General features: G+C 62.4%; 26 protein-coding genes. 17 read left to right on the top strand and 9 right to left on the bottom strand.

What is annotated here, in order from left to right; translation table 11 throughout:
* The 9 genes from ACSW29_RS19830 (at position 1) to ACSW29_RS19790 (ending at position 9384) form a co-directional block, all read left to right on the top strand.
* Positions 1–783: an SDR family oxidoreductase gene (locus ACSW29_RS19830; RefSeq protein WP_007730827.1), complete on the top strand. Its 783-nt coding sequence runs from the start codon at positions 1–3 to the stop codon at positions 781–783.
* Positions 776–1810 carry a phosphotransferase family protein gene (locus tag ACSW29_RS19825; protein WP_065455055.1) on the top strand — a complete coding sequence of 345 codons (1035 nt, stop codon included), beginning with the start codon at positions 776–778 and terminating at the stop codon, positions 1808–1810. Before ACSW29_RS19830 ends, ACSW29_RS19825 begins: the two co-directional genes overlap by 8 nt.
* A 45-nt stretch (positions 1811–1855) precedes the next feature.
* Positions 1856–2614 (top strand): 3-oxoacyl-ACP reductase FabG, encoded by a 759-nt coding sequence (gene fabG / locus ACSW29_RS19820; protein ID WP_230817346.1) that lies wholly within the window; start codon positions 1856–1858, stop codon positions 2612–2614.
* A 34-nt stretch (positions 2615–2648) separates the two neighbouring features.
* Positions 2649–3842: an acyl-CoA dehydrogenase family protein gene (locus ACSW29_RS19815; protein ID WP_448278090.1), complete on the top strand. Its 1194-nt coding sequence runs from the start codon at positions 2649–2651 to the stop codon at positions 3840–3842.
* The gene (locus ACSW29_RS19810; protein ID WP_448278089.1) at positions 3839–4936 is read left to right on the top strand and encodes an acyl-CoA dehydrogenase family protein; all 1098 of its coding nucleotides are present in this window, start codon (positions 3839–3841) and stop codon (positions 4934–4936) included. Before ACSW29_RS19815 ends, ACSW29_RS19810 begins: the two co-directional genes overlap by 4 nt.
* Before the next feature lie 31 nt (positions 4937–4967).
* A complete protein-coding gene (locus ACSW29_RS19805; RefSeq protein WP_003943088.1) occupies positions 4968–5951 on the top strand; it encodes an NADPH:quinone oxidoreductase family protein in 984 nt (327 codons plus the stop codon).
* Positions 5952–6030: 79 nt separating this feature from the next.
* The gene (locus tag ACSW29_RS19800; RefSeq protein WP_347874953.1) at positions 6031–7230 is read left to right on the top strand and encodes an acetyl-CoA C-acyltransferase; all 1200 of its coding nucleotides are present in this window, start codon (positions 6031–6033) and stop codon (positions 7228–7230) included.
* Positions 7227–8012, top strand: a complete 786-nt coding sequence (locus tag ACSW29_RS19795; protein ID WP_020909426.1) for a RhlG family 3-oxoacyl-ACP reductase — start codon at positions 7227–7229, stop codon at positions 8010–8012. Before ACSW29_RS19800 ends, ACSW29_RS19795 begins: the two co-directional genes overlap by 4 nt.
* Positions 8013–8184: 172 nt before the next feature.
* Positions 8185–9384: a DUF4185 domain-containing protein gene (locus tag ACSW29_RS19790; RefSeq protein ID WP_448278088.1), complete on the top strand. Its 1200-nt coding sequence runs from the start codon at positions 8185–8187 to the stop codon at positions 9382–9384.
* Between the two features lie 6 nt (positions 9385–9390).
* Here the strand turns inward: ACSW29_RS19790 and ACSW29_RS19785 are convergent, their stop codons facing one another.
* The 6 genes from ACSW29_RS19785 to ACSW29_RS19760 all read right to left on the bottom strand — a co-directional run bounded on the left by ACSW29_RS19785 (position 9391) and on the right by ACSW29_RS19760 (position 14725).
* On the bottom strand, positions 9391–11430 hold the full coding sequence (locus ACSW29_RS19785) for a YhgE/Pip family protein (protein WP_448278087.1): 2040 nt from the start codon (positions 11428–11430) through the stop codon (positions 9391–9393).
* Positions 11431–11563: 133 nt separating this feature from the next.
* Positions 11564–12160, bottom strand: a complete 597-nt coding sequence (locus tag ACSW29_RS19780) for an SRPBCC domain-containing protein (RefSeq protein ID WP_448278086.1) — start codon at positions 12158–12160, stop codon at positions 11564–11566.
* Positions 12157–12534 (bottom strand): ArsR/SmtB family transcription factor, encoded by a 378-nt coding sequence (locus ACSW29_RS19775; protein WP_003942971.1) that lies wholly within the window; start codon positions 12532–12534, stop codon positions 12157–12159. The genes ACSW29_RS19780 and ACSW29_RS19775 overlap by 4 nt, the downstream gene beginning before the upstream one ends.
* A 61-nt stretch (positions 12535–12595) precedes the next feature.
* Positions 12596–13279: a GntR family transcriptional regulator gene (locus ACSW29_RS19770; protein WP_448278085.1), complete on the bottom strand. Its 684-nt coding sequence runs from the start codon at positions 13277–13279 to the stop codon at positions 12596–12598.
* Between the two features lie 36 nt (positions 13280–13315).
* On the bottom strand, positions 13316–14092 hold the full coding sequence (locus ACSW29_RS19765; protein ID WP_347874949.1) for an aspartate/glutamate racemase family protein: 777 nt from the start codon (positions 14090–14092) through the stop codon (positions 13316–13318).
* A 129-nt stretch (positions 14093–14221) separates the two neighbouring features.
* Positions 14222–14725, bottom strand: a complete 504-nt coding sequence (locus ACSW29_RS19760) for a PASTA domain-containing protein (protein ID WP_317825997.1) — start codon at positions 14723–14725, stop codon at positions 14222–14224.
* 131 nt (positions 14726–14856) lie between these two features.
* Here ACSW29_RS19760 and ACSW29_RS19755 point away from each other — a divergent pair, with 131 nt between their 5' ends.
* The 5 genes from ACSW29_RS19755 (at position 14857) to ACSW29_RS19735 (ending at position 19995) form a co-directional block, all read left to right on the top strand.
* Complete coding sequence (locus ACSW29_RS19755; protein WP_317825996.1) at positions 14857–15561, top strand: type 1 glutamine amidotransferase; 705 nt, start codon at positions 14857–14859, stop codon at positions 15559–15561.
* 119 nt (positions 15562–15680) lie between these two features.
* Positions 15681–16850 (top strand): DUF4185 domain-containing protein, encoded by a 1170-nt coding sequence (locus tag ACSW29_RS19750; RefSeq protein ID WP_448278084.1) that lies wholly within the window; start codon positions 15681–15683, stop codon positions 16848–16850.
* Between the two features lie 22 nt (positions 16851–16872).
* Positions 16873–18135, top strand: coding sequence for a LuxR C-terminal-related transcriptional regulator (locus ACSW29_RS19745; RefSeq protein WP_448278083.1), 1263 nt, complete (start codon positions 16873–16875; stop codon positions 18133–18135).
* Positions 18136–18283: 148 nt separating this feature from the next.
* On the top strand, positions 18284–19372 hold the full coding sequence (locus ACSW29_RS19740) for an S-(hydroxymethyl)mycothiol dehydrogenase (RefSeq protein WP_007730860.1): 1089 nt from the start codon (positions 18284–18286) through the stop codon (positions 19370–19372).
* Positions 19369–19995: an MBL fold metallo-hydrolase gene (locus ACSW29_RS19735; RefSeq protein WP_230817361.1), complete on the top strand. Its 627-nt coding sequence runs from the start codon at positions 19369–19371 to the stop codon at positions 19993–19995. The genes ACSW29_RS19740 and ACSW29_RS19735 overlap by 4 nt, the downstream gene beginning before the upstream one ends.
* 48 nt (positions 19996–20043) lie before the next feature.
* Here ACSW29_RS19735 and ACSW29_RS19730 read toward each other — a convergent pair whose 3' ends face one another.
* Together ACSW29_RS19730 and ACSW29_RS19725 are read right to left on the bottom strand one after the other, a co-directional pair.
* Positions 20044–21000: a phosphotransferase enzyme family protein gene (locus ACSW29_RS19730; protein WP_448278082.1), complete on the bottom strand. Its 957-nt coding sequence runs from the start codon at positions 20998–21000 to the stop codon at positions 20044–20046.
* An 82-nt stretch (positions 21001–21082) separates the two neighbouring features.
* Complete coding sequence (locus ACSW29_RS19725) at positions 21083–21574, bottom strand: Lrp/AsnC family transcriptional regulator (RefSeq protein WP_007730865.1); 492 nt, start codon at positions 21572–21574, stop codon at positions 21083–21085.
* 137 nt (positions 21575–21711) lie between these two features.
* Between ACSW29_RS19725 and kynB the strand changes: the two genes are divergently transcribed.
* Genes kynB through ACSW29_RS19710 form a run of 3 tightly spaced genes read left to right on the top strand, consistent with a single transcriptional unit; the run spans position 21712 to position 25194 of the window.
* Complete coding sequence (gene kynB, locus ACSW29_RS19720) at positions 21712–22443, top strand: arylformamidase (RefSeq protein WP_448278081.1); 732 nt, start codon at positions 21712–21714, stop codon at positions 22441–22443.
* On the top strand, positions 22440–23705 hold the full coding sequence (kynU, locus tag ACSW29_RS19715; RefSeq protein WP_448278080.1) for a kynureninase: 1266 nt from the start codon (positions 22440–22442) through the stop codon (positions 23703–23705). The genes kynB and kynU overlap by 4 nt, the downstream gene beginning before the upstream one ends.
* Positions 23706–23760: 55 nt before the next feature.
* Entirely contained in the window at positions 23761–25194 is a 1434-nt protein-coding gene (locus ACSW29_RS19710; protein WP_448278079.1) for an amino acid permease, read from the top strand.
* 13 nt (positions 25195–25207) lie between these two features.
* Here the strand turns inward: ACSW29_RS19710 and ACSW29_RS19705 are convergent, their stop codons facing one another.
* Positions 25208–25894: a dienelactone hydrolase family protein gene (locus ACSW29_RS19705; protein ID WP_448278078.1), complete on the bottom strand. Its 687-nt coding sequence runs from the start codon at positions 25892–25894 to the stop codon at positions 25208–25210.
* Positions 25895–25939 lie beyond the last annotated feature (45 nt).

Raw genomic sequence — 25939 nt, 5'->3', positions numbered from 1 at the left:
ATGGCAGGACTGGATCTCACCGGTAAGACGGCAATCGTCACAGGCGCATCGCGGGGCATCGGCCTCGCGACCGCGCAGGCGATTGCGGCGGCGGGCGGAAACGTCGTACTGACTTCGCGCTCACAGGAATCCGCAGATGCGGCTGCCGCGCAGGTGAACGGCAACGCGATCGGCGTCGGCGCTCACGCGACGGACGAGGATGCTGCACGCAAGTGCGTCGAGCAGACGATCGAGCGTTTCGGCAGTCTCGACATCTTGGTGAACAACGCGGGCACCAACCCGTCGTTCGGGCCGATCATCAACCAGGATCACTCGCGCTTCGCCAAGACTTTCGACGTCAACGTGTGGGCTCCAGTCCTGTGGACCGGCCTCGCAGCGCGGGCCTGGATGGGCGAGCACGGTGGTTCCGTGGTCAACACCGCTTCGATCGGCGGCATGGCGTTCGAGGCGGGAATCGGTACGTACAACGCGTCGAAGGCTGCTCTGATCCACATCACCAAGCAGTTGGCGCTCGAGTTGTCACCGAAGATTCGTGTCAACGCCGTTGCGCCGGGAGTGGTGAGAACCAAACTCGCCGAAGCTCTGTGGAAAGAACACGAAGAAGCGGTGTCCGCGTCGACTGCTCTCGGACGCATCGGTGAACCCGAGGACGTGGCCGCTGCCATTGCCTTCCTGGTTTCGGATGCAGCCCAGTGGATCACCGGCGAGATCATGACCATCGACGGTGGCCAGTTGTTGGGTGACGCACTCCCGTTCCGGCAGGGAGCGTCCGTCGGTGGCTAGCGTCGGAGTAGTGGGACTCGATACCGAAGCGGTCACCGGGTGGATCGCAGGCCTGGGGATCGACTTTTCCGGGCCGTTGTCCTTCGATCGAATCGGCTTGGGGCAGTCGAATCTCACGTACCTGGTTCGCGATCAGGACGGCAATCGCTGGGTGCTACGACGCCCACCGCTGGGGCATCTGCTGGCCTCGGCTCACGACGTGGCGCGTGAGGCTCGAATCCTGAGCGCTCTCGAATCCACCGACGTGCCTTCGCCGCGAGTATTCGGGTTGACCGAGGATCCTGCCGTCACCGAAGTTCCGCTGCTCCTCATGGAATTCGTGGACGGCGAAGTGGTGGACCGAATGCCTCTTGCGGAGGCGTTGTCGGAAGATCGTCGTCGGGCAATCGGCATCTCGCTGGCTCAGACGTTGGCGAAGATACACGCCGTGGATCTGAAGAAGGCCGGCCTCGACGACCTGGCAAGCCACAAGCCCTACGCTGCACGGCAGCTGAAGCGTTGGGGAGGTCAATGGGAACAGTCGAAGACGCGGGAATGCCCCGATCTCGACGATCTCACGCGACGCTTGATTGCAGCTCAGCCGGCTCATACCGAAACCACGTTGGTGCACGGCGACTTTCACTTGCGCAATGTGATCACCTCCGCTCAGAACGGCGAAGTTGTCGCGGCCCTCGACTGGGAACTCTGCACTCTCGGTGATCCGTTGGCGGACGTCGGTAGCTTGTTGGCGTACTGGCCGGCGGCTGGTGAGAATACCGGCGGCGATTTTCCGGCGTCGGCGCTCCCCGGGTTCCCTTCGCGAGAGGAGATCTCCCGGATCTATCTCGAGGCCACCGGACGGGATCCTGCTGCGCTGAAGTTCTGGCACACGTTGGGGCTGTGGAAGATCGCCGTGATCGCCGAGGGCGTGATGCGTCGCGCCCGCGACGAACCGCAGAATGCCGCCGAGAGCGGAACTCCCACCGTGGAACGTATTGACGCCTTGGTCGCCAAAGCCAGGGAAATTGCAGATCAGGCCGGGATCTGACGAGATCGTCCGGTGTCCGTCGAATCACGAAAGTATGGAGGGCCAGTGAGCCAGGAACGTAGAACCGCAATTGTCACGGGTGCAGCGCGCGGAATCGGTGCGGCAGTGGCGAAGCGACTGTCGGAAGACGGTTTTGCCGTCGCCGTGCTCGACCTCGACGAAGCGGCGTGTGCCGGAACCGTCGATGCGATCAAGGCTGCAGGTGGCCAGGCACTGGCCGTCGGCGCTGACGTCTCCGATGAGTCTTCGGTCGCTGCAGCGGTGGATCGTGTTGCGGCAGAGCTGGGTGCACCTACCGTGCTGATCAACAATGCCGGAATCACTCGCGACAACCTTCTGTTCAAGATGAGCGTTGCCGAGTGGGATTCGGTGATGAACGTCCACCTGCGTGGAGCGTTCCTCATGTCGCGTGCGGTGCAGAAGTACATGGTGGAAGCGAAGTTCGGCCGCATCGTGAACCTCTCGAGCACGTCGGCTCTCGGTAATCGCGGACAGGTCAACTACTCCGCAGCGAAGGCCGGCATGCAGGGATTCACCAAGACATTGGCCTTCGAGCTGGGAAAGTTCGGCGTGACCGCCAACGCTATTGCCCCCGGGTTCATCGAAACCGAGATGACCGCCGCAACGGCCGAGCGCATGGGCGTCGGCTTCGAGGACTTCAAGACCGCTGCCGCTTCGCAGATTCCGGTCAACCGCGTCGGTCAGCCCGAGGACATCGCGCACACCGCGTCGTTCTTCGTCAGTGAAGGCGCAGGCTTCGTTTCCGGTCAGGTCGTCTACGTCGCCGGTGGACCCAAGGACTGACCGTCCGCTCACCGCTCGAACCGAAGGAATGGGCATGGCTTTCGACGAAGAGGCAGTATCACGTGACATCACCGACAAGGTGAACACGCTTCTCGCGGAAAACGATCCGAACAGTGTGTCGGTATCGGATTTCCTCGGCGCACGATTCGACGCCGGACTGGCGTGGGTTCATTTCCCCGAAGGTCATGGGGGACTCGGTGTACCGCAGAGCTTTCAGCGGCAGGTGAACGCTCAGCTGGAGGCTGCCGGTGCACCCGTCCCGGCCACCGGCAAGAACGGGATCGGACTGGGCATGGCAGCACCGACCATCGCTGCCTTCGGTACCGAGGAGCAGAAGCAGAAGTTCCTGCGCCCGTTGTGGACTGCGGAGACGGTTTACTGCCAGCTGTTCAGTGAACCGGGCGCAGGTTCGGACCTCGCGGCCGTCTCCACCCGCGCTGTCCGCGACGGCGACGACTGGATAGTCAACGGGCAGAAGGTGTGGACGTCGGGCGCGCAGAACGCGCAGCTGGCGATTCTCGTGGCCAGAACCGATCCGTCACGCTCGAAGCACGCGGGTCTGAGCTACTTCATCTGCGACATGACCGACCCGGGCGTCGACGTCCGGCCGCTCCGTCAGATCACCGGCGAGGCCGAATTCAACGAGGTATTCCTCACGGACGTCAGGATTCCGGACGCCAATCGCCTCGGAGCCGAAGGCCAAGGGTGGAAGGTTGCGACCACCACCCTGAACAACGAGCGTGTTGCCATCGGTTCGGGCGCGCCGCGTGAGGGCGGCATGATCGGAAAGGTCGCTCAGGCCTGGCGTAACGAGCCCGAGCTGCGTAACCCGGCGATGCATGACGAGTTGATGCGGCTCTGGACCGAATCCGAAGTCGCGCGTCTGACCGGTGAGCGACTGCGCCAGCAGCTCGCCGCCGGACAGCCCGGCCCCGAAGGCTCGGGAATGAAGCTCGCGTTTGCCGGTTTGGCCCAGCAGATTTCGGGTTTCGACCTCGAGTTGCACGGCGAAGCCGGTCTGCGTTACGACGACTGGACGCTGCGTCGACCGGATTCCGTCGACTTCACCGGGCGTGAACCCGGATACCGGTACCTGCGAGCCAAGGGCAATTCGATCGAGGGCGGAACGTCGGAGATCCTGCGCAACGTCATCGCAGAACGTGTACTCGGCTTGCCACCCGAGCATCGCGTCGACAAGGACATCGCCTGGAAGGACCTACCCCGATGAGCGCAGATCTGCTGTACTCCGAGACCGAACAAGATCTGCGGGCCAGCGTCAGACGACTGCTGAGCGAGCGGGCCGGCGCCGACACCGTGGTCACGGCGTACGACGACGTGTCCGCCGACTTCACCGGGCTGTGGAAGTCGTTGGCGTCGGAACTCGGTTTGGCGGGACTGCTGGTACCCGAGGAACTGGGCGGGGCTGGTGCGTCGACGCGTGAGGCGGCGGTCGTGATGGAGGAGATCGGACGTGCGGTCGCTCCCGTTCCGTTCTTCACCAGCGCGGTGCTGGCGACGACGGCGTTGCTGAAGGCCGGCGAGACCGAGGTGCTCGGTCAATTGGCAGCGGGGGATTCGACGGCTGCTCTGGTCGTCCCGTTGTCCACTGCACCAGGAACTTTCACACCTACTGTCAAGGCAACGGCGAGTGGACTCGTCGGCAGCGTCACGACGGTTGCCGGCGTCGCCGAGTCCGATGTTCTTGTTGTTCCGGTTGCCGGTGAGGGCGGCCTGGAGCTGCACACCGTTCGGATCGCCGACGCTACCGTCACGCCGGTTCTGTCCCTGGACATGACGCGCCGATTGGCGGACGTCGAGTTCTCGGGGTCGTCGTCGGTCCGGGTCGACAGCGGCAATGCGGCGCAGGCGGTTGAGGAAGCGTTGCTCTGCGGAAGCGCACTTCTGGCGTCCGAACAGTTCGCTGTGGCTCAGTGGTGCCTCGAAACGACTCTCGCGTATGTGAAGGAGCGCAAGCAGTTCGGCCGCGCGATCGGTTCGTACCAGGCGATCAAGCACCGCCTCGCCGATCTCTGGCTCGAAGTCAGTTCTTCGGGTGCGGCAGCACGATACGCGGCGGACACCTATGCACGCGGCGACGACGATGCGGGGATCGCAGCGACGGTGGCCCAGGCATTCTGCAGCGGCGTCGCTGTTCACGCTGCCGAGGAATGCGTCCAACTCCACGGTGGTATCGGAATGACGTGGGAGTATCCGGCGCACCTGTACCTCAAGCGGGCGAAGAGCGATCAGTTGTCGCTGGGAACCGCGTATCAGCATCGGGCACGTCTCGCCGAGTTGGTCGACCTCCCGATCTCGTCCTGAATTTCACCCACTATCTGTCTGGAGAATTGCTGTGAAGGCTTGGCGCGTCAACGAACTCGGTCAACCCCGCGATGTGCTCGCGTTGGAGGAGACCGCGGATCCCACCCCTAATGCGACGGAGATGTTGGTCAAGGTGCTGGCGGCTCCGGCCAACTTCCCCGACGTCCTCATGTGCCGGGGTGAGTACCAGATCAAGCCGCCGCTGCCCTTCACCCCCGGCGTCGAACTGTGTGGTGAAGTGGTCTCGGTCGGTGAATCGGTGACCAAGTTCGCGGTGGGGGACCGGGTGATCGGTAACCCGAGTCTGCCGTCCGGCGGATTCGCCGAGTACTCGGTACTGGATCAGAACAACACGTTCCCGGCGCCGTCGGCTCTCGACGACGCGGAAGCATCCGCTCTGAGCATCGGCTATCAGACAGCGTGGTTCGCTCTGCATCGTCGCACCCAACTGCTCGAGGGTGAGACGTTGTTGGTCCACGCCGCTGCGGGTGGTGTCGGTAGTGCGGCAGTGCAACTCGGCAAGGCGGCAGGCGCCAAGGTGATCGGTGTCGTCGGCGGCCCGGACAAGGCAGAGTACGCGCGCAAGCTGGGCGCAGACCTCGTGGTCGACCGTCACAGTGAGGACTTTGTGGCAGCGGTCAAGGAGTTCACCGGTGGTAAGGGCGCCGATGTCGTCTTCGATCCGGTAGGCGGTGACGCATACGCGAAGTCCACGAAGTGCATCGCCTTCGAGGGACGGATCGTCATCATCGGTTTCGCGGGTGGGACGATTCCGCAGCCGGCACTCAATCATGCTCTCATCAAGAACTATTCGATCATCGGTCTGCACTGGGGGCTGTACAAGGCCTACAACCAGCAGGCCATCGACGATTGCCACGTCGAGCTCACCAGGCTCGCCGATGCCGGTCTGGTCAAACCCCTGATCAGTGAGCGGCTGTCGTTGACGGACGTGGCCGACGGTATCGGCCGCCTCGGCGACGGCACCACTGTCGGTCGTGTCGTGTTCCAGCCCTGATCCTCTGCTGTGCGCCTTTATTGACCCCGGCGGTTAATAAAGGCGCACAGCACTTCGTGTTCGACGAAAGGTTTCCCCGATGAGGCAAGCTGTCATCGTTTCCACCGCCCGTACCCCGATCGGTAAGGCGTACCGCGGCGCGTTCAACAACACTCAGGCTCAAGAGCTTGCTGCACATGCCATTTCGAATGCAGTTCAGCGCGCGGGCCTCGAGGGCGGCGAGGTCGAGGACGTCATTCTCGGCGCCGCGTTGCAGCAGGGATCTTCCGGCGGCAACGTCGCACGGCAAGCGGTGCTGCGGGCGGGGCTTCCGGACTCGGTTTCCGGAATGACGATCGATCGTCAGTGCTCGTCCGGGCTCATGGCCATCGCGACCGCAGCAAAGCAGATCGTGGACGACGGAATGCAGATCGCGGTCGGCGGCGGAGTCGAATCGATCTCGTTGGTCCAGAACGATCATATGAACAACTTCCGCGCGGCTGATCCGTGGCTGAAGGAAAACAAGCCGTCGATCTACATGCCGATGCTGCACACGGCCGAGATCGTCGCCGAGCGCTACGGAGTGACCCGCGAGCAGCAGGACGAGTTCGCGCTCGTCTCGCAGCAGCGGACCGCAGCAGCTCAGAACGCAGGTCGGTTCGATCTCGAAATCGTCCCGCTGCCCTCGATCAAGCAGGTGCAGGACAAGGAGACGGGTGAGATCCGCAGCGAGTCCGTGACGCTGACCCGGGACGAAGGCAACCGCGCTTCCACCACGTTGGAAGGGCTGTCGAGTCTGCGACCGGTTCTGGCCGACGGGACTGTCAGTGCGCATTCCTCCATCACTGCGGGCAACTCGTCTCAGCTCTCCGACGGCGCTTCGGCGTCGGTGCTGATGGAGGCAGGCGAGGCGGAACGCCGCGGGTTGGCGCCTCTCGGTATCTACCGTGGCATGGCTGTCGCGGGTTGCGCTCCCGACGAGATGGGCATCGGACCGGTGTACGCGATTCCGCGTCTGCTGGATCTTCATGGGCTGAAGGTCGACGACATCGATCTCTGGGAACTCAACGAGGCCTTCGCCTCTCAGGCCCTGTACTGCCGTGACAAGCTCGGGATCGATCCCGAGAAGTACAACGTCGACGGTGGCGGTATCTCCGTCGGCCATCCGTACGGTATGACGGGTGCGCGTCTGGTCGGACATGCGCTCCTGGAAGGTAAACGGCGCGGAGCCAAGCTCGTGGTCGTGACCATGTGCATCGGTGGCGGCATGGGCGCTGCCGGGCTTTTCGAGGTCGCATGAGCTTGATCGAGGGACTGTTCGACGTCAGTGGCAAGACCGTTGTGGTCACCGGTGGATCACGCGGCATCGGATACATGATCGCTCGCGGATTTGTCGAAGGCGGAGCGACGGTCGTCATTTCGGCCCGAAAAGCCGAAGCCTGTGACGAAGCCGCGCGAGAGCTTTCGGAGTTCGGCACCTGCATCTCTCACCCGGCCGATCTGTCCACGGACGAGGGGATCGAGAGCCTCGCTGCGAAGGTCGCCGAGATTTCGCCGACGCTCGACGTACTGGTCAACAACGCCGGTGCCACGTGGGGAGCTCCCGTCGACGATTTTCCGGCTGCCGGCTTCGACAAGATTTTCGACATCAATGTCAAGGCAATCTTCCTCTTGACACAGAAGCTGTTGCCGCAGTTGCGTTCTGCGGCCACTGCGGAAGATCCCGCGCGCGTGATCAATATCGGATCGATCGACGGACTCGTGGTGTCGGGTTCGGAGAACTTCTCGTACGGAGCCAGTAAGGCTGCGGTGCACATGTTGACGCGCAAGCTCGCGGCAACGCTTGCGGGGGAACAGATCACGGTCAATGCCATTGCGCCGGGCCCGTTCCCGTCGAAGATGATGGCATTCCTCCTCGAGGACGAGCAGAGTGCAAAGGCTGTGGCGGACTCGGTCCCGTTGGGCCGGGTCGGAACTCCCCAGGATGCTGCAGGTCTTGCCATCTTCCTTGCTTCACGTGCCGGGGCTTACCTGACCGGCGCGGTGATTCCACTCGACGGCGGTGCGAGCGGAGCGCGCTGACCTCTGACTGATTTTCTCTGTCCGAAAAGGCCTGAAAGTCTGAATTGCTGTGACTTTCAGGCCTTTTCGCGTCTTTGTCTGATTGGGTTATCTGTGACTGCAGTTGCTAGATTGTCCGAGGTTCGGGGGGAGCGACGACGACAACACCAACAATCCCGGCCTTGGGGGAGTCATGTTTCGCGCGGGGAGATCGTTGGGGGTGTTCGGGGTAGTTGCTGCTCTGGCGACTGCTGCAGTCACGGCGGTGGCTTCGCCGGCGACGGCAGCGCCGGGATGCGTCGGAGTGAGCGGCGTCGGTAGTAGCGGAGGTCCGGCCAATGCGGCGCCGTGGCTCAACGGCAACACCGGAGGGTTGCCGGGTCTGTCCGGGCGTACTACCGCGATCGAAAAAGTTACCGGGACATACAGTCCCAACAAGACGGTCGATCGCTTCAATGTTCTGGGCACGGATCTGGGCATCATGTGGGACAACGGTGCCGGTCAGATTCTGACCGCTTTCGGTGACACCACCGGGCTCAGTCGCAACCCCGCCTGCGACGGTTTGGTGGGCGAGTGGCGAAGCAATGTACTCTTCCGCAGCTCGGATCGGGTGCTGGCCGACGGTATGCGCATCGACAGTGCGCCGATGGACGGCGCCGGTCAGGCAAGCGAGGTCATCGCCGGTCTGAAGGTTCCGGGCGTCGAGGCGTCCAGTATCCCCACCAGCGGCATTGCGATGAACGGTGTGCAGTATCTGAGCTACATGTCGGTGCGCAACTGGGGCGAGGCCGGGCAGTGGAGTACAAACTACTCACAGATTGCCACCTCCTCGGACAACGGCGAGACGTGGACCATGCGTCCGGAGACGCTGCGCCCCAACATCGGTGGGGTTCTTCCCGCGGGTGTCGCCCCCGTCGCCGGTAGCGAGAACTTTCAGATGAGCTCGATGGTGTTGGACGGCGGGTTCGTCTACAACTACGGAACCCCCGCGGGACGATCCGGCGAGGTTCGACTTTCTCGCGCGCCCGAGGGGGCGATCCTCGATCTTTCCGCCTACGAGTATTGGAACGGAAACGGCTGGATCCGAGCCGATCCCGCTGCGGCCGTACCCGTCATGGACGGCCGCATCGGCGAGATCTCCGTTCAGTACAACGAGTTCCTCGGCAAGTTCGTCGCGATGTACGCCGACGCGTTCAGTTCGATTGTGATGCGAACCGCTCCCAGTCCGGTCGGTCCGTGGACGGCACCGGAAACACTGGTCAATCTGGTCGAGGTTCCCGGTATCTACGCTGCATACATCCACCCGTGGTCCAGTGGTTCGGATCTGTATTTCCTTGCCACCACGTGGGCCGACTACAACGTCATGTTGATGCGTACGACGCTCGTTCGCTGATCCGACTCACGCTTGCGTTTGCTGGAGGTACACGATCTCCTCGGTGATCGGCGCGTCGTCGTCGGCTTCTGTCGGCGGTTCTTGTCGGCGGCGCCACCAGATGGTGAACAGGACGGCTCCGATCACCAAAGCAGCCAGAGCGATTACCGCCACCCAGAATTTCGGGCCGTAGTATCCGACAAGGACCATGCGCATGGCGTTGCGCGCCCACGTGAGTGGCATCAGAGCGTGCAGCCACTGCAGCACCGTCGGCATCTGTTCGATGGGGTACACCGCGCCGAAGGCGAAGATCTGAATCATCAAGGCACCCAAAGCGATGAAGGTTCCGTTGACGGCTCCGAACACAACGGTGAAGAGCCTGCCCGAGCTGACCGCGGCGGCACCCACCAGGATCATCACTGCGATCATCGCCAGAACACTAGGTGGTTCGACGTTTGCCACGGTCAGTGACACCACCGACAACACGAGCGCCGCGACCAAGGTGACCAGGGCGGGAATGCGGTAGCGGCGCAGCCCCTCACGCACCACGCTGGTGTGCGAGTTCAGTGAACGTCCGCGTCGTGGACGGACGACGAACCACGTGAGAATTCCGCACAGGAACAGTGCCACCGAGATCACGGCAGGGACGGCTCCCGGTCCGAAACCGGCTGCGGGATAGTTGTTCCGCGCATCGACGGCAACCGGGGAAGAGAGCAGATTGGCCGTGGTGGCGCGCTCGTCGTCCGAGAACTGCGGCACCTGGGCGGCACCGTCGGATAAACCGGTGGCGAGTTCCGCGCTACCCGCGTCGAGCTCGCCGACGCCCGCCGCGAGCTGGCCGAGGCCGTCACGGAGCGCAATACTTCCGGTATCCAACTGCCCGAGGCCGGTGGAGAGTTCCTGAGCGCCGGTGGCGAGTTGGCCTGCGCCGTCGGACAGTTGGCCTAGTCCCGTGTTGAGTTCACCCGCACCGGCCGCCGCGGCAAGAAGCCCGCCACGGTAGTCGCTGCTCGGATCGGTGAGCTGCCGCGAGATCTCCCGCGCACCGTCGCGAAGCTGACCGAGCTGACCGATCACGTCGTCGTCCGACGGTTGCGCGGTCAGGGAGGCCCGCAGTCCGCCCAGGGCCTCGACGAGTCCGGCGGAGACCGGATCGGCCGAGTTTCGAAGCATCGACGTGAGGGCGTCGATCTGCCCGACGACGGCGTCGGAGGACCCCGCGAGGTCGAGTACCGGGGTTGTGACCATGTCGACCACTTCGCTGATCTGACGGGCTCCAGCGCCGAGTTCGTCGGTGCCCCCGACCAACTGGTTGAGTCCGCTGCTCAGCTCGCCCGAGCCTGCAGCAGCTTCGTTCGCTCCAGCAGCCAGCTCGCCGGCTCCGGCGGCCAGCTCCTTGCCGCCCTGATTTGCTTCGCCCATGCCGGTGGCGAGTTCCTTGCTTCCGGCGTAGAGCTCGTTGGTTCCGGCAAGCGCTTCGGAGGATCCGTCGGACAGCTGTTGCGCTCCTGCTGCTGCGTCACCGAATCCTGTTCCGAGTTCACCCAACCCGACCAGCACCTGGTCGATGGACTGCTCGCCGATCGACTCGGAGACCGCCGAGCGCACCTGAGCGATGATGCTTTCACCGACCGGGCCGGCGACCAGACTGTTGTAGTCGTTGTACAAGACGTCGAGTTCGGCCTTGCGGCCCGAACCCGATGCGGCACTGGCCACATCTGCGCTGAAAGTCTTGGGAATGACGACCGAGAAGTAATAAGTGCCGTCGTTGACGCCGTTGGCGGCTTCCTGTTGCGAGACGACCTTCCACGCAACGTCTCCGCTCTCGACGAGCGCGGCAACAACTTCATCGCCGGCTTGCAGACGTGTTCCGTCGAGTTCTGTGCCGGCATCGGCGTTGACGATGGCGACGGGCAAGCGGTTGACCGTGTCGCCCGGATCCCACAGTGCCCACATGTAGAACGCCGCAATCGACAGCGGTGCGATGACGAGGACAGCGAGAACTGTCCGGATGATGTGCGTGCGTCGCGTCGTGGCCGCGTTGTCGACTACGGGTTGTGGCGCCATGTGGAGCTCTCTTCTCGTGGACCGAAGCAGGTGTGGCACGAAAGGAAGCCACCAAAGCTACTGGACATACGTCCAGCTCGGTCACGATACAAAGCTAACGGCCATCCTGTGACCGTTTTCGAAGAATTGGGCGTTATCGGCCGCCGTGCTCTGCCTCGATCTTTGCCCACTCCCACCCTCGGAAGTTGGCCAGACGAAGTTCCTCTGCTTCGTCGAAGGTGTACCACTCGGTGCTCGGCGCATCAGGGAGAGTGCCGCGCAAGTATTCGCCCAGGTAGTGAAGTGGGCCTTCCCAGCCGGTTCCGACGCCGTAGCAGCCGGTGTCCGGGTCGTTGCGGAAGACATCGGCTACGGAGGCGTGCTCCAACTCGAGCCAGGTGGCGTCTAGGCCGTCGGCAGTCAGCCGGATCTCGACCTGATCGCTGTATCCACGATCGCCGGGCGGTGTCCACTGCAGTCGCAGCAGGTGTGGGGCGTCGCAGGCCAGGATCTCGCCACTTGCCTGGCCTTCGAAGGCGTACGAGCCGCCCACCTGGAAGTCTCCGCTCACCGGGAGGAAGAAGCGGTTGACGCGGTCAGGGGTCGTGATGGCGTCCCAGACGTCGTCGACCGACGCGTTGTAGCGGCGCTTGAGTACGGCAGTTCGAGCCGAACCTTCTGCGATGTCGCGGTTACCCATGCTCCGCTCCACCGCGGTGAGGCTGGTGTCCTGGTTCGCGATCTCGGTCATTGTGAGTCTCCTTCGTCGGAAGAATTCGATTGTGAAGATCTGCTCCGCTTCGAGCCGCGTCGTTTCCCGCGTGCGAGTTCTGTGGCCAATGCGTCGAGAGGGCCGCTCCAGAACTGCCGGAATCCGTCGAGCCATTGGTCCACTTCTTGCAATGGCGCGGGCTCGACGGCATAGAGACGCCTGGTGCCTTCGCTGCGGACGGTGGCGAATCCGTTTTCTCGGAGTACTCGCAGGTGTCCGGACGCGGTCGGTTGCGAGATTCCGAACTCCGCTGCCACGACTTCGGCGATCTGACCCGCCGAGCGCTCGCCGCCGGACAGGAGTTCCATGATTCGTCGCCGCACTGGGTCTCCGAGAACGTCGAATGCATGCACCAGTCATTTATATCGGCAATGACCAATATAGGCAATCGCCGAAACTTGTCCCCGGACTCGGTCAGTCCGAGAGCGCGAACTCGTCGGCGTCGAAAAGTTCGCCGATCAGCCCGCCGAGATGGCGTCGATGTTCGGCTGACAGCGTCGCTGCCGCCTCGGCATCGTGGTCTGCGCACAGCTTGATCAGCCTGTTGTGATGATCGACGGAGTCCTGGCTCCCGAGGAGGCTCGAGAACTTGCGGTAGTAGATGCGGTGAATTTGTGGGTGAACCTGGTGAATCAGCTTCTTCAACAGCGGATTTGCCGCAGCATCGATGATGACGCTGTGTAGGCGATCGTCGGCGGTGAGGGCTCGGCCTATGTCGTTTCGCTTGACGGCAGCGGCGAAGTCTTTGTTGGCGGAGCGCATCGCCCCGATCATCTCGTCGGTGAGGTTCGGCACTGCGGTGACGACGGCCAGTTGGTCGAGAGCTTCGATGACTGCGAGTGTCGCCTCGACGTCGCCGCGGTCGAGGGTGGTGATGCGCGTGTACGCACCAGGTTTCGCTTCCACGAGTCCGGTGTCGACCAGCCTTGCGAGCGCTTCGCGGACCGGAGTTCTGCTCAGTCCCAGATACTCGGCGAGTTCGCTGTCCTTGATCTTCGAGCCCGGCGCCAGTTCACCGGTGACGATCGCCTGCCGAATGCGTTCGAGAGCGATGTCGCTCATTCGTGCTCGCTCAACCGGTTTACCGCCACGCAACATACTGGATATCGTACTCTGCAGCCTCCCTACTGCAGGTCAGCCCGAAATGACCATCGAGGGGTGTCTCCGGGCATCCGCAACCCGCCGCAGCAGAGCGCGGGCGAGAATTGTTGCCGGATCGATGATCTGACAGGTTGTGGCGTCGGCGGGCAGTCCGAGCGGAATCTCGGTGCATCCGGCCACGACGACCTGCGCGCCCGATTCGACGAGAAGATCAGCGGCCCTGACGAGCTTGTCGGTGGTCTCGTCTCCGACGTTGCCGCTCTTGATTGCTCGGATCGCCGGCATCACCAGTTCGTTCTGGATCGCAGGTCCTGGCACCAGGACGTCGATCGAGTATTCCGACAGCCATTGTTGATACAACCCGGTGCGGACCGTCCCCGTGGTGGCCAATAGTCCGACGGATGTGACGGCGGGTGAGAGCGTCCGGATGTGCCGAGCGACTTCGTCGATCATGTGGACTACGGGAAGTCCCAGTTGGGACGAGATGGCGGGCAGGAAGGCGTGGGCGGTATTGCATGGGATGGCGAGCGTCGTCGCGCCCGACTCTCGGAGAACGCGCGCACCGCGGATCAGCCACGGAGTGGGGTCAGGGCCGTTCTCGGTGAGTGCCAATGTCCGGTCGGGAACGGTGGGATCGGCCCAGATGACAACTTTGGGGTGCTCCTGATCCGTCGAACCTGGTGTCAGCGCAACGAGTTTGGAGTAGAAGTCGGCAGTAGCGGCGGGCCCCATGCCTCCGAGTATTCCGATGACAGGTTCGCTCATGGCCGCCGGAGAGTTGGCGCTCTGCCGTATTCGTTGCACCTTCATGTTGCAATCCAACCTTTCGCATCCAATATATTGGATACTCGTAATGTTGACTACAGTGAAGGAGATCGGAGGTAGTTGTCAAGTAAGGCGCAGCGTTCCCGGAATTGCGAAGTTCGAAAACTCGGTCGATCAGCACGGGTTCGGTTCGCCGATCTTCACGGCCGAGAGCACGGCTTCGATTTCCCCGAAAGGACTTCCGGCAGAGGGTGTCTGATCGACGACAATCCAGTTGGAATCGACCAGTTGGCGTCGACCAGCGCCAGTTGCGTCAGCACTTCTGGAGAAGAAGACTCCGGCCGACTGAATGGTGTCCTGCGCGTCTTGAAGATTCATGCACACGACGTTGGGCATGATCGCGGGAGCTGCAGCGGGCGTCACTTCCGCGGCGACTGGGGTCGTGGCCAGTGGAGAATTCGTCGTACCGGCCACCGAGGTGGTCAATGGAGCCTGAGTCGTCGTGGGTTGAGTTGTCGAGGTTGCAGTGGTGGTCGCGGTGGATGTTGATTCGGCCTCGCTGTCGGTGCTTGTTCCTGAGCACGCGGCAAGTGACGCCAAGGCGAATGCGCTGAGTCCGATGCGAACGGCAGTTGAGGACGGGCGAATCGATGTCGAAAAGAGGTGTGGTGCGCGCACAGACGTTCCTTGTCGGTAAAGGGGCGATGAAAGCGGAGATTCGAGCGCAGAGCACATCCGACGCCGTCGATGTGCCTTATGTCGAATAGAACCATAGGCTTTCGGCACCGGATTCGAGAGGAATTGCCTACATGCATTTTCTGGAACTACGACACGCGCAGTGCGAACCCCCAGCGGCGTATTCGCCCGTCCTGGAGAGCTACGGAGATGTGCAGACCGTTCTTCTGGGAACCGACCCGCTTCCTGACCACCGACGGTTCGACGCCGTGATCGTGATGGGTGGGCCGATGGGCGTCGGCGATCAAGGCGAGGTCGAGTGGCTGACGTCCGAGATCGAGTACATTCGCGATCTGGTCGAGAACGACGTCCCGGTGTGGGGAGTGTGTCTGGGTTCGCAATTGCTCGCCGCAGCGCTGGGGGCTCGCGTCTACACGGGCGCAGTGCCCGAAGTCGGAGTCGAGGAGATCACCTTGACAGCCGAGGGGCGGCAAGATTCGGTGTGGGGAGGCCTTCCCTTTACTTTTCCTGCGATGCAATGGCATTCGGACACTTTCGATATCCCGAATGGCGCGGTGCGGCTCGCCGGTTCTGCCAAGTTTCCGAATCAAGTATTCCGGTACAAGCAGAGTTACGCCGTTCAGTTTCACCTCGAAGCGTCGTCCGAGGTGGCGCGTGAATGGATGGAACTGGCCGAGTATCGCGATTCGCTGCATGCTTCGTTGGGAGTGGACGGTCCGCGCATCTTCATGGAGCAGTTGGGTGCAGCCGAGTCGCAGGGGCTCGAGATTGCCGCAGCCGTGATGGAGAAGTGGTTGAAATCGATCTCTGTTGAATAAGGCCGTTTTGTCCTGATTGACCGATTTACCTGTTACCTTGTGTTGTCGTGGGTGGATGAACCGATCCGGTCGAGCAAGACACCTCGTAGAGTCCGGATCTCCCCCGCGAAAGGGGAGCGATGCGCCGGATGCGGAAGATATCGACAGCAGCAGTGACGTGTGTACTCGCGTCGACCGCGGTCTTGGGGGCGACCCAGGCCAATGCATCCCCGTGGGATTGCAATGTCACCGGGAGCTTGGATCAATCAGGTGGGCCGACCAATCCGATTCCCTGGCTCAACGGCACGGACGGCAAACTGCCGGAATTGCAAGGCCGCACCTCGGCGGTCGAGTACATCACGGGCGCGCTCAGCCCCAACCAAACCGTCGAGCGTTTCAATGTTCTCGGCACGGATCTCGGCATCATGTGGGACAACGGCGCAGGTCAGGTCCTGACAGCCTTCGGTGACACCGTCGGCATCGGATCTGACCCCCTGTGTTCCGGGGTGGTCGGTGACTGGCGCAGCAACGTCCTGTTCCGTAGCTCGGACGGAAATCTGTCCGACGGCATGAACATCGACTCCTCGCCGACCGACCGGCCGAATCACTCGCGCGAGATCATCGGAAGTCTGAAAGTCACCGGCGTCGAAACCAGCAGCATCCCGACGACGGGTATCTCGGTGGGTGGCGTTCAATACGTCAATTACATGTCGATCCGCTCGTGGGGAGGGTCGGGCGAGTGGGTCACCAACTTCTCGCAGATCGCGTCCTCACACGACAACGGTGAGACCTGGCAGGTCGAACCGGCCTCGTCCCGGCCCAATCTGCCGTTGACGGGTAACGACAACTTCCAGATGGGTTCCTTTGTCAAAGACGGTGGTTACGTCTACAACTTCGGTACCCCCGCGGGACGTTTCGGCGAGGGGCGTCTCTCGCGAGTCAAGGAAGCCTCCATCGCGGACGTCGCGGCGTACGAATACTGGGACGGAAAGGCATGGGTCCCCAACAATCCCGCTGCCGCTGCAGTAGTTCTCGACGGGGATGTCAGCGAACTGTCGGTGCAGTACAACGACTATCTCGGCAAGTTCGTCGCGATGTACTCCAACGAGTGGGGAGCGCTAGTGCTGCGGACGGCGTCGGACCTGACCGGCCCGTGGAGTGCGCCCGACGTAGTGATCGGCACCGACGAGGTTCCGGGACTCTACGGCGCGTACATGCACCCCTGGTCACAGGGGCAGGACCTCTACTTTCTCGCCACCACCTGGTCCGACTACAACGTGATGCTCATGAAGACCACGCTGCACCAGTGAACCGGATGGTTATCGTTGAACGGTGAGCACCACCGACGATGCGCTACTGATCACTGCCCTTCGAGACGTGTTGGTGGGACCACTACCCGAAATCGGCCGACGATTTTCGACGTTGATCGCGGACATGGCGCCGCACACTTCCCTGGTGATCTTCACCCGTGAATGCACCGGTAGGCCGCGCAAGGTCGCTGGGGATCCAGCCGTCGTCGATCGTGTGACCATCGCCGAACTCGACCGTATCCGTACGGATCTCACTGTCGGACAGATCTTTCGGGGAAAATGCGCTATCGCCGGCCGGGACCGTGAAGTGCTTGCGATGCTTGATCGAACCGATACGCTTCTCGTTTTGACACCGCACCCCGTACCGGTGAAGACAGCATCCCTCGAATTGATCCAGGCACTGTTCGCAGTGACTGCAACCGGAATTCAGCTCCAGGTCCGGAACGCGAGCCCGGCATATCTCGCCGAGTCACGGGCAGCGTCGTCGGAGCGTGCACGCACCGTGGCGGAGATGACGGAGGTGCATGCGGCCACCCTCGAGACGATGCTGGCGACGCTGCGCTCGGCGGATCTCGACGACACACGTGCGCGAACCTCGGCCAGGGAGACTGCGGCCTCGGCTCTGATCGGCCTGCGTTCAGCCGTCGACGTGCACCGCGAGTTGGCCGAAGAGTCGACCACCACGGCTTTTGCACGGATGCGTGGGGAATTGCGTTCGCTGCTCAAGCATCGGGAAATCGCGTTGGAGTTGGTGGAGCCACCCGTCGACGGGCGTGGGTTACCCGGTGAAGTGGCGCACGGCGCCCGCGCGGTCGTCCGCGGCGCGGTCTTGGCGTTGTCGGATCAGCAGATGCTCTCGCGTATCCGGGTGGCCTGGACGCTCGACGCGGCTTCACTCTCGATCGACATTCGCGACGACGGCGGTGGTGAAGCCGACGTGGTTGACGTGGAACGCCAATTACGTTCGAGGGTAGAGACTTTGGGTGGAACCGTCGAATCCGAGTCGACGCCCGGGTGGGGGAACCGGATCAGCGCAACCATCCCGCTCGACGCCCCCGTCGCCCTACCGAACCGCGACGTCCTCACCGAACTGGCTCCGCGGGAGTTCGAGGTACTCGAGCATCTGGTGGCCGGACGACGAAACAAGGCGATCTCGGAGCGCCTCGGCGTCAGCGAGAGCACAGTCAAGTTTCATGTTGCCGGGGTCCTGCGGAAATTGGGCGTCGAGAGTCGGGGTGCGGCGGCCGCCGCGGGCGCGGAGGCCGGCGTGAAGCCTGCACCCTAGTCCTTTCGGCCAGGTCGGTCAGTCAGTTCGACCAGGGTTGCGGGCACCTGCTTCGGGCTAACCTTTGAACGAGTGCACATATCGCAATGTGAAAACACGGCGCCATGTGACGACACGTCCTCAATCGCACGAAGCCAGGAGCAAAGCCATGCCACAGCAGGTACGCGGCGTCATCGCCCGATCCAAGGGTGCCCCCGTCGAAATCGTCCCCATCACGATTCCCGATCCCGGCGCCAACGAGGTAGTGGTCGCCATTGCAGCGTGCGGTGTGTGCCACACCGACCTGACCTACCGCGACGGCGGAATCAACGACGAGTACCCGTTCCTGCTCGGGCACGAGGCATCGGGCATCGTCGAGAGCGTTGGCCCCGGCGTCACTCATGTCGAGGTGGGCGACTTCGTCGTGCTCAACTGGCGTGCCGTGTGCGGGCAGTGTCGTGCGTGTAAGCGTGGCCGCCCGCAGTACTGCTTCGACACGTTCAACGCCGAGCAGAAGATGACGCTCGAAGACGGCACCGAACTGACGCCGGCACTCGGCATCGGCGCATTCGCAGACAAGACGCTGGTTCACGAAGGCCAGTGCACCAAGGTCGACGCCTCGGCCGATCCGGCCGTGGTCGGACTGCTCGGTTGCGGTGTCATGGCCGGCATGGGTGCCGCGATGAACACCGGCAACGTCGGACGCGGTGATTCAGTGGCCGTGATCGGGTGTGGCGGCGTCGGCGACGCAGCGATCATGGGTTCACGCCTGGCCGGTGCCAATACCATCATCGCCATCGACCGGGATCCTCGAAAGCTGGAGTGGGCCACGGAACTTGGTGCCACGCACACGATCAATGCCACCGAGGTCGACGACGTCGTCGAGGCAGTCCAGGAGCTGACCGGAGGTTTCGGTGCCGACGTGGTTGTCGACGCAGTCGGTCGCCCGGAGACCTGGAAGCAGGCGTTCTACGCCCGCGACCTCGCGGGAACCGTAGTGCTGGTGGGTGTTCCGACGCCGGACATGAAGCTGGAAATGCCGCTGGTGGACTTCTTCTCGCGCGGCGGAGCCCTCAAGTCGTCGTGGTACGGCGATTGCCTGCCCGAGCGTGACTTCCCCGTTCTGGTCGACCTGTACCAGCAGGGGCGTCTGCCGCTCGAGAAGTTCGTCAGTGAGCGCATCAAGCTCGACGAGGTGGAGAAGGCCTTCGAGACGATGCACCGCGGCGAGGTCCTTCGTTCGGTGGTGGTCCTGTGACATTGCGTGTCGATCGCGTCGTCACCTCGGGCACGTTCAGCCTCGACGGCGGAACGTGGGACGTCGACAACAACATCTGGCTGATCGGTGACGACAACGAAGTGGTGATCGTCGACGCAGCTCACACCGCGCAGCCGATCATCGACGCTGTCGGTGGACGCAAGGTGATCGGAATCGTCTGCACCCACGGCCACAACGATCACGTCACCGTTGCGCCGGAGCTGGCCGAGAAACTCGACGCTCCTATCTACCTGAACCCGGCCGACGATGTCCTCTGGGAGATGACTCACCCCGGGGTGAGGCATCTGAGCTTGGAAGATGATCAGCGTATTGCTGTGGCGGGCACGGATATTCTGGCAATCCACACACCCGGTCATTCGCCGGGGTCGACCTGCCTCTACCTGCCGGAGGCCGGCGAATTGTTCAGCGGCGACACCTTGTTCTCCGGTGGTCCCGGGGCAACCGGGCGGTCGTACTCCGATTTCCCGACCATCATCGGATCGATTCGCGACAAGCTTTTCGCGCTCCCCGCCGAGACCAAGGTCCACACCGGTCACGGCGACGGAACCACGATCGGCACTGAGGCGCCGCATCTCGAAGAATGGATCCGCGCCGGTTCCTGATGTGATCGGAACAAAGTGGGGACGCCGGTACCGGCGTCCCCACTTTTGTCACAATGCTGATGCCCAACCGGCGGTGTCGTTCTCACCCGGGATCGCCATCAGGCCGTGCCACAGTTCGAGGATCTCGAACCATTCTGTCTCGGATCGGCTGAGGGGACGTACAGATTCGTAGCCGGCGCGCAGGCTCTGCCGTACCGCGATCGGTGTCGGTCGCCAATCGGTGAACAGGGTGCCCAGATAGACGCTTGCCTTGGCCAGGTCGCTCACCCGGTGGTCGATCACCACGTCGTCGAAGTCGAGTACTCCGGTGGTCTGAGAGTTTCGAGTCAAGATGTTGGCTGCACGGAAGTCGTTGTGTACCAGTTGTGTTTGGTCATCGAGCTCGGGCACCCGCGCAAGGAGGTCCACGAGCCTACGCGTTGCCTCAGGCGCGAACCCGTGGTCGAAATTCTCGAGCCAACCACCGATGCGCTCCATCAACCCGGTGCTGCGCGACGAGAAAACCGATCCGTCGACATGGGTGGCGCCGAGCGTTCGGTGTATTTCTGCCAGACATGCTCCTGCCGAACGGACCGCCGCGTGGTCCTGCACGTCCAACCAATCTCCCGCCATCTCCGGCAGTACGGTGAACGACACTGCGCACGAAGGACCTTCCAGTGTTTCCCGGTCCAATCCGTTCAGGGACGTGATTGGTGACGGAACGGGCACGCCCTGCGCGGCGAGTGCGCTCAGCAGGCGCGTCGACGCCTCCAGGTTCGTGAAGCGCTCTGTGGCGCGCGACCACTTCACCACCAGCCCACCTCGGTCGCTCGCAACCCACACAATCGCGTTCTGGTCACTGATCGCCATTCGCGAGCACTCGAGGGCCGTCAATCCCCAAGTCTGCTCGAGTACCGCCGAAACCCAATGGGTGGCTGCGCCGAAGCTGTTGAATCCGAATCGCTGCTTCAGAGCGGCTTCCGACTCCACCGACTCCCAGAGCATGGACAACCCGAGTGGCAACATGCCGTTCGACTCTAGTGGGGGAAGTTCGAATCGAGGTGTCGATCTCGGAAGCACCCGAAGACGCCTTGGCGACAGCTGCAGTTCAGCCGCCTTGACTCAGTTCGCTGAAGATCAGGTTGGTCTGGGTATTGGCGATGGCCGGATCGTTGAGGTGTGCGCTGACGAAATCGCGAAGCCGAGTGGGGGATTCACACGACACGTGCACCAGGAGATCACGGTCCCCACTCATCAGGAACACTCGCTGAACCGAATCCAGTCCGCTCAGGTGCTCGGCAATTTCCGTCATCCGGCTCCTGGCGTGGGAGTGAATCAGAATCGACACCATCGCCGAGATCTCGAGGCCGAGTAGCTCGAGGTCTATGTCTGCATGAAACCCCTTGATGACGCCCGATTCGCGTAGAGCGCGCATCCGCGCCAGAGCGGTCGACGGCGCTATCCCGACCTTCTCGGCGAGTGCGTTGTTGGGGATGCGTGCATCCCGGACGAGTTCGCGGAGAATCGCCGTATCGACGTCGTCGAGCCGAACATGATTCGGTCGAGCTGCGGCAGCTGCCCGTTCGATCGCATTTATCATCCGATTTCTCCCTGCCGTCGCGAAAATATTCAGCAACTATTGACCGCGCCCGTCGATGATTCTAGCTTTTGCCAAACACATCGAATTATCAAACGGTCGAGATCGACACAGTCGACTGTTGCGACGAAGGGGTCTGGATGCTTCCGAGGATCGGCCGACACACGGGCGACGGACACATGGGCGACTGGGTGGCACGGTTGATCGACATCAGCCCGCCGATCTCCGAATCGACGCCGGTGTGGCCAGGCGATACCGCCTTCACCCGCGCTGTCACGTCAGACCTCGGCGGCAGTGACGCCGTCACCATCAACCGAATCACCACCACTCCTCATATCGGTGCTCACGCCGATGCGCCGGCGCACACCCGCATCGACGGTGCGCCCATCGGTTCTGTTCCCCTCGAGTCCTATCTCGGCGAAGCACTGGTGGTCGACATGACGGGCGTCGACGGTGCCGCATGCATCAGGCCCGTCGAAGAGACGGTGGAGCGACTCGGCGGCAATCTGCCGCAGCGGCTGATTCTGAGGACTTACCCGAAGTACCCGCGCGAGTGGGACAACGACTTCGCCGGCGTTTCTCCGGAGCTGACCCACTGGTTCGCCGACCGCGGTGGAGTTCTGATCGGAATCGACGGCGCCTCGTTCGATCCGATGGACAGCAAGACCATGGACGGGCACCACACGGCCAGCGATCGTGGCGTCGCGATCCTCGAAGGACTTTGCCTCGACGACGTCGACGAAGGCTACTACGAGTTGATCGCACTGCCGCTGAAGTTCCTCGATCTCGATGCCAGCCCGGTACGCGCCGTGCTCCGGACTCTGCCTTCATCACTTTCAACGCCGACACATGCAGGAGAAGAATCGTCATGACATCGACAACCACCCTTTCGTTGGAAGGCTGCGTCAAAGCCGACGCAGTGGATCCCTTGAGGGAGTTCCGCCGCGAGTTCGCGATTCCGGAGGGCGTCCTCTACTTCGACGGAAACTCGCTCGGCGCGCGTCCCATTGCTGCACAGGAATGCGCCGCGAGAGTGATCGACGACGAGTGGGGCAACGGCTTGGTTCGCAGTTGGAACGGGGCTGGATGGTTCGACCTCCCGGTCCGCCTCGGTGACAAACTTGCGCCGTTGCTGGGAGCAGGTGAAGGCGAAGTGGTAGTAACGGATTCGACGTCGATCAACCTGTTCAAGGCATTGGCCTCTGCACTGTCCATCGCGGCTGCACACGATCCCAGCCGGAAGGTGATCGTCTCCGAGCGAGACAATTTCCCCACGGACCTCTACATTGCGGAGGGCATCATCTCGCTGCTCGATCAGGGATACGAACTACGCCTGATCGACCAACCGGGCGACCTCGTCGAGGTGGTAGGGCCGGACACCGCCGTGGTGATGCTGTCGCACGTCAACTATCGCACCGGAAACCTGTATGCGATGACGGAAGTCACTGCAGCAGTGCAGGAATGTGGTGCGCTCATGATCTGGGACCTCGCACACTCTGCCGGCGCCGTGACTGTCGACCTGGGCGGCGCCGACGCCGACTTCGCGGTCGGATGTACGTACAAGTACCTCAACGGTGGTCCGGGTTCACCTGCATTCATCTGGGTCAACTGTCGCCATCAGAACACCGGAATCCAGCCGCTGTCCGGGTGGTGGGGGCACGCGCGACCGTTTGCGATGGAGTCGGCCTACGAACCGCGGGCAGGAATACGACGGTTTCTGAGTGGTACTCAACCCATCACGTCGTTGTCACTCGTCGAATGTGGTCTCGACGTCGCGCTCAAAGCTGACATGGCCGACATCCGGAGCAAGTCGCTCGCGCTGGCCGATCTCTTCATCGACCTCGTCGAGGAGCGTTGCGCGGCCTACGGTTTGGAGTTGATCACGCCCCGCGAGCACGAGCGTCGTGGCTCGCACGTGAGTTTTGTTCATCCCGAGGGCTATTCGATCATGAAGGCACTCATTGCGCGGGGCGTCATCGGCGACTACCGCGAACCCGGAGTGCTGAGGTTCGGTATCACTCCGCTCTATCTAGGATATGCCGACGTGTGGAACGCCGTCGACGTGTTGCGAGACATCCTCGAGAACAAGTCCTGGGATCGCCCCGAATTCCGCGAGCGCGACGCAGTCACCTGATTCTTCTTCCAAGTTTCCGCGGACCGGGAGGTGCCGCCTTTCGCAAGGAGCTTTCATGAGTGATTTCAAAAACATCCAGCAACGAGAATCAGGTCTCAAACGCGAACTCGGCCCCAAACAGATGAGCATGATCGCGCTCGGCGGTGCAATCGGCACCGGACTCTTTCTCGGCAGTAAGTTCGCGATCGGGTTTGCCGGCCCGAGTGTGATCATCAGCTACGCGATCGGCGGGCTGATCGCCCTCCTGCTGATGGGCGCTCTTGCTGAAATGACCGTCGCACATGCGACATCGGGTTCGTTCGGTGCGTACGCAGAGTTCTACGTCGGACCGTTGATCGGCTTCCTCGTCCGTTATCTCTACTGGTCGTGCATCGTCCTCGCGGTCGGTACCGAGGTCACCGCGATCGGTGAATACATGCAGTTCTGGTTCGCCGACGTACCGTCGTGGCTGTGGATCGTGTTGTTCTCCGGAGTGCTGATCGGTGTGAACATGTTCAACGTCAGGGCCTTCGGAACGATGGAGTACTGGTTCTCGACGATCAAGGTCTTCGCGATCGTGGCTTTCATCGTGATGGCAGCATATGTCGTGTTCGGTAGTGGAAACCCTGACTATGGATTCCACAATTACACGGCGGGTGGCGGGTTCTTTCCGAATGGTTTGTCCGGCATGTGGTTTGCCGTGATCGTGTCGATCTTCAGTTACCTGAGCATCGAGATGATCGCCATTGCGGCCGGTGAGGCAGAAAACCCGGCAGTGGCGGTGAAGAAAGCATTCCGAGTGACGATCGTCCGGCTGTTCGTCTTCTACATCGCAACGCTTGCCTTGATTCTGGCAATCGCTCCGATGGACAAGATCTTGAGCGGCGGAAGCCCTTTCGTCACGGTGATGCAGGTCGTGAAGATTCCGGGCGCAGACAGCGTGCTGAACTTCGTGGTGATCATTGCCGCACTCTCCGCGATGAACAGTCAGTTGTACGTGTCTTCGCGAATGATGTTCTCGCTCTCCCGCGCTGGTGACGCCCCGGCCATTCTCGGCAAGGTCAGGGCCAACGGCTCACCGGTCAATGCCTTGCTGCTGTCGACGTCGGGTATCGCCGTCGCGACCATCGTCTACGTGCTCTTTCCCGAGCAGGCATTCACGTTGATGATCTCGCTGTCGATGTTCGGGGCAATGGCGACGTGGCTGCTGATCTTCGTGACGCACTGGTTCTTTCGCAAGCGAATGAAAGAGGACGGAACCAAGCTTTCCTTTACGATTCCGTTCTTCCCGGTGGGGACGATACTGGGAGGTGTCCTCATGGTCGCTATCCTCGTCACGACGTTGTGGGTCGAGGATTTCAAGATGACCTTGGTGTTCGGGGTACCGTTCGTCCTTGCCGTGATCGGCATCTACTACTTCACCCGCTCACGTCGTGCACAGAGTCTGGCAATGGATGCTGAACAGATTCAGGACGAGATCACCGGCACGGTGGTCAAACGGGTGCCCTGACTCATATTGGGAATCACAGGGTTTCGGCGAAGAACTCCATAGTGCGGGTCCACGCGAGGGCAGCAGAATCCGGGGCGTAGTGGCTGGCCGAAGTGTCGTTGTTGAACGCGTGGCCGGCGCCGGCGTAGCGGTATACCCGGGCGAGATCGGAGGCGGTTGCGCGCAATTGCTCGACGCTCTCCGGCGGGATACTCGGATCGAGGTCGCCGTAGTGGCCGAGCCACGGGACCTGCAGCTGCGCTGCGAGTTCGGTGCCTGCCGCGACTCCATCCCACCGGGTTTCGGCGACACCTCCGCCGTAGTAGGTAACGGCGGAATCGACGAGGGGTACCGCGGCACACCACAGCGACGCGGTGCCGCCCATGCAGAATCCGAGGGAGCCGACTTTGTCTGCTTCCTCGGATCGGCAGTAGTCGACAGCGGCGCGTACGTCGTGACCGATGCCTGTGCTGTCGAGTGCCATGAGCGCGTCCTTGGCGGACGGAAAGTCGGTGAAGGACGTTTGTGCGCCGCGGTGGTAAAGGTGCGGGGCCACGGCAAGGTAGCCGGTGTCGGCGAGGCGTTCGAGGATGCTCTCGATGTGCTGGTTCACGCCCCACGCTTCTTGGAGAACTACTACCGCATGCAACGGTCCACCCGGCGAATCCGGTCGACTGACGGTCAGCGGTACGTCACGTGTGGTCGTCGTGAAAGTTCCCATGTCCCGACTGTATGCGAGCAGACTGTACTCGAGCACGGACTGTAG

Source organism: Rhodococcus sp. GB-02 (assembly GCF_053470465.1).
Note: the sequence above shows the minus strand (reverse complement) of the source record. Positions and strands in the feature narration are given on the sequence as shown.

Excerpts from the sequence above, each read along its gene's own strand:
- ACSW29_RS19830 (WP_007730827.1), top strand. The coding sequence starts at position 1 with ATGGCAGGACTGGATCTCACCGGTAAGACGGCAATCGTCACAGGCGCA.
- ACSW29_RS19815 (WP_448278090.1), top strand. The coding sequence starts at position 2,649 with ATGGCTTTCGACGAAGAGGCAGTATCACGTGACATCACCGACAAGGTG.
- ACSW29_RS19810 (WP_448278089.1), top strand. The coding sequence starts at position 3,839 with ATGAGCGCAGATCTGCTGTACTCCGAGACCGAACAAGATCTGCGGGCC.
- ACSW29_RS19800 (WP_347874953.1), top strand. The coding sequence starts at position 6,031 with ATGAGGCAAGCTGTCATCGTTTCCACCGCCCGTACCCCGATCGGTAAG.
- ACSW29_RS19795 (WP_020909426.1), top strand. The coding sequence starts at position 7,227 with ATGAGCTTGATCGAGGGACTGTTCGACGTCAGTGGCAAGACCGTTGTG.
- ACSW29_RS19790 (WP_448278088.1), top strand. The coding sequence starts at position 8,185 with ATGTTTCGCGCGGGGAGATCGTTGGGGGTGTTCGGGGTAGTTGCTGCT.
- ACSW29_RS19785 (WP_448278087.1), bottom strand. The coding sequence starts at position 11,430 with ATGGCGCCACAACCCGTAGTCGACAACGCGGCCACGACGCGACGCACG.
- ACSW29_RS19780 (WP_448278086.1), bottom strand. The coding sequence starts at position 12,160 with ATGACCGAGATCGCGAACCAGGACACCAGCCTCACCGCGGTGGAGCGG.
- ACSW29_RS19770 (WP_448278085.1), bottom strand. The coding sequence starts at position 13,279 with ATGTTGCGTGGCGGTAAACCGGTTGAGCGAGCACGAATGAGCGACATC.
- ACSW29_RS19765 (WP_347874949.1), bottom strand. The coding sequence starts at position 14,092 with ATGAAGGTGCAACGAATACGGCAGAGCGCCAACTCTCCGGCGGCCATG.
- ACSW29_RS19755 (WP_317825996.1), top strand. The coding sequence starts at position 14,857 with ATGCATTTTCTGGAACTACGACACGCGCAGTGCGAACCCCCAGCGGCG.
- ACSW29_RS19750 (WP_448278084.1), top strand. The coding sequence starts at position 15,681 with ATGCGCCGGATGCGGAAGATATCGACAGCAGCAGTGACGTGTGTACTC.
- ACSW29_RS19740 (WP_007730860.1), top strand. The coding sequence starts at position 18,284 with ATGCCACAGCAGGTACGCGGCGTCATCGCCCGATCCAAGGGTGCCCCC.
- ACSW29_RS19730 (WP_448278082.1), bottom strand. The coding sequence starts at position 21,000 with ATGTTGCCACTCGGGTTGTCCATGCTCTGGGAGTCGGTGGAGTCGGAA.
- ACSW29_RS19725 (WP_007730865.1), bottom strand. The coding sequence starts at position 21,574 with ATGATAAATGCGATCGAACGGGCAGCTGCCGCAGCTCGACCGAATCAT.
- kynB (WP_448278081.1), top strand. The coding sequence starts at position 21,712 with ATGCTTCCGAGGATCGGCCGACACACGGGCGACGGACACATGGGCGAC.
- kynU (WP_448278080.1), top strand. The coding sequence starts at position 22,440 with ATGACATCGACAACCACCCTTTCGTTGGAAGGCTGCGTCAAAGCCGAC.
- ACSW29_RS19710 (WP_448278079.1), top strand. The coding sequence starts at position 23,761 with ATGAGTGATTTCAAAAACATCCAGCAACGAGAATCAGGTCTCAAACGC.
- ACSW29_RS19705 (WP_448278078.1), bottom strand. The coding sequence starts at position 25,894 with ATGGGAACTTTCACGACGACCACACGTGACGTACCGCTGACCGTCAGT.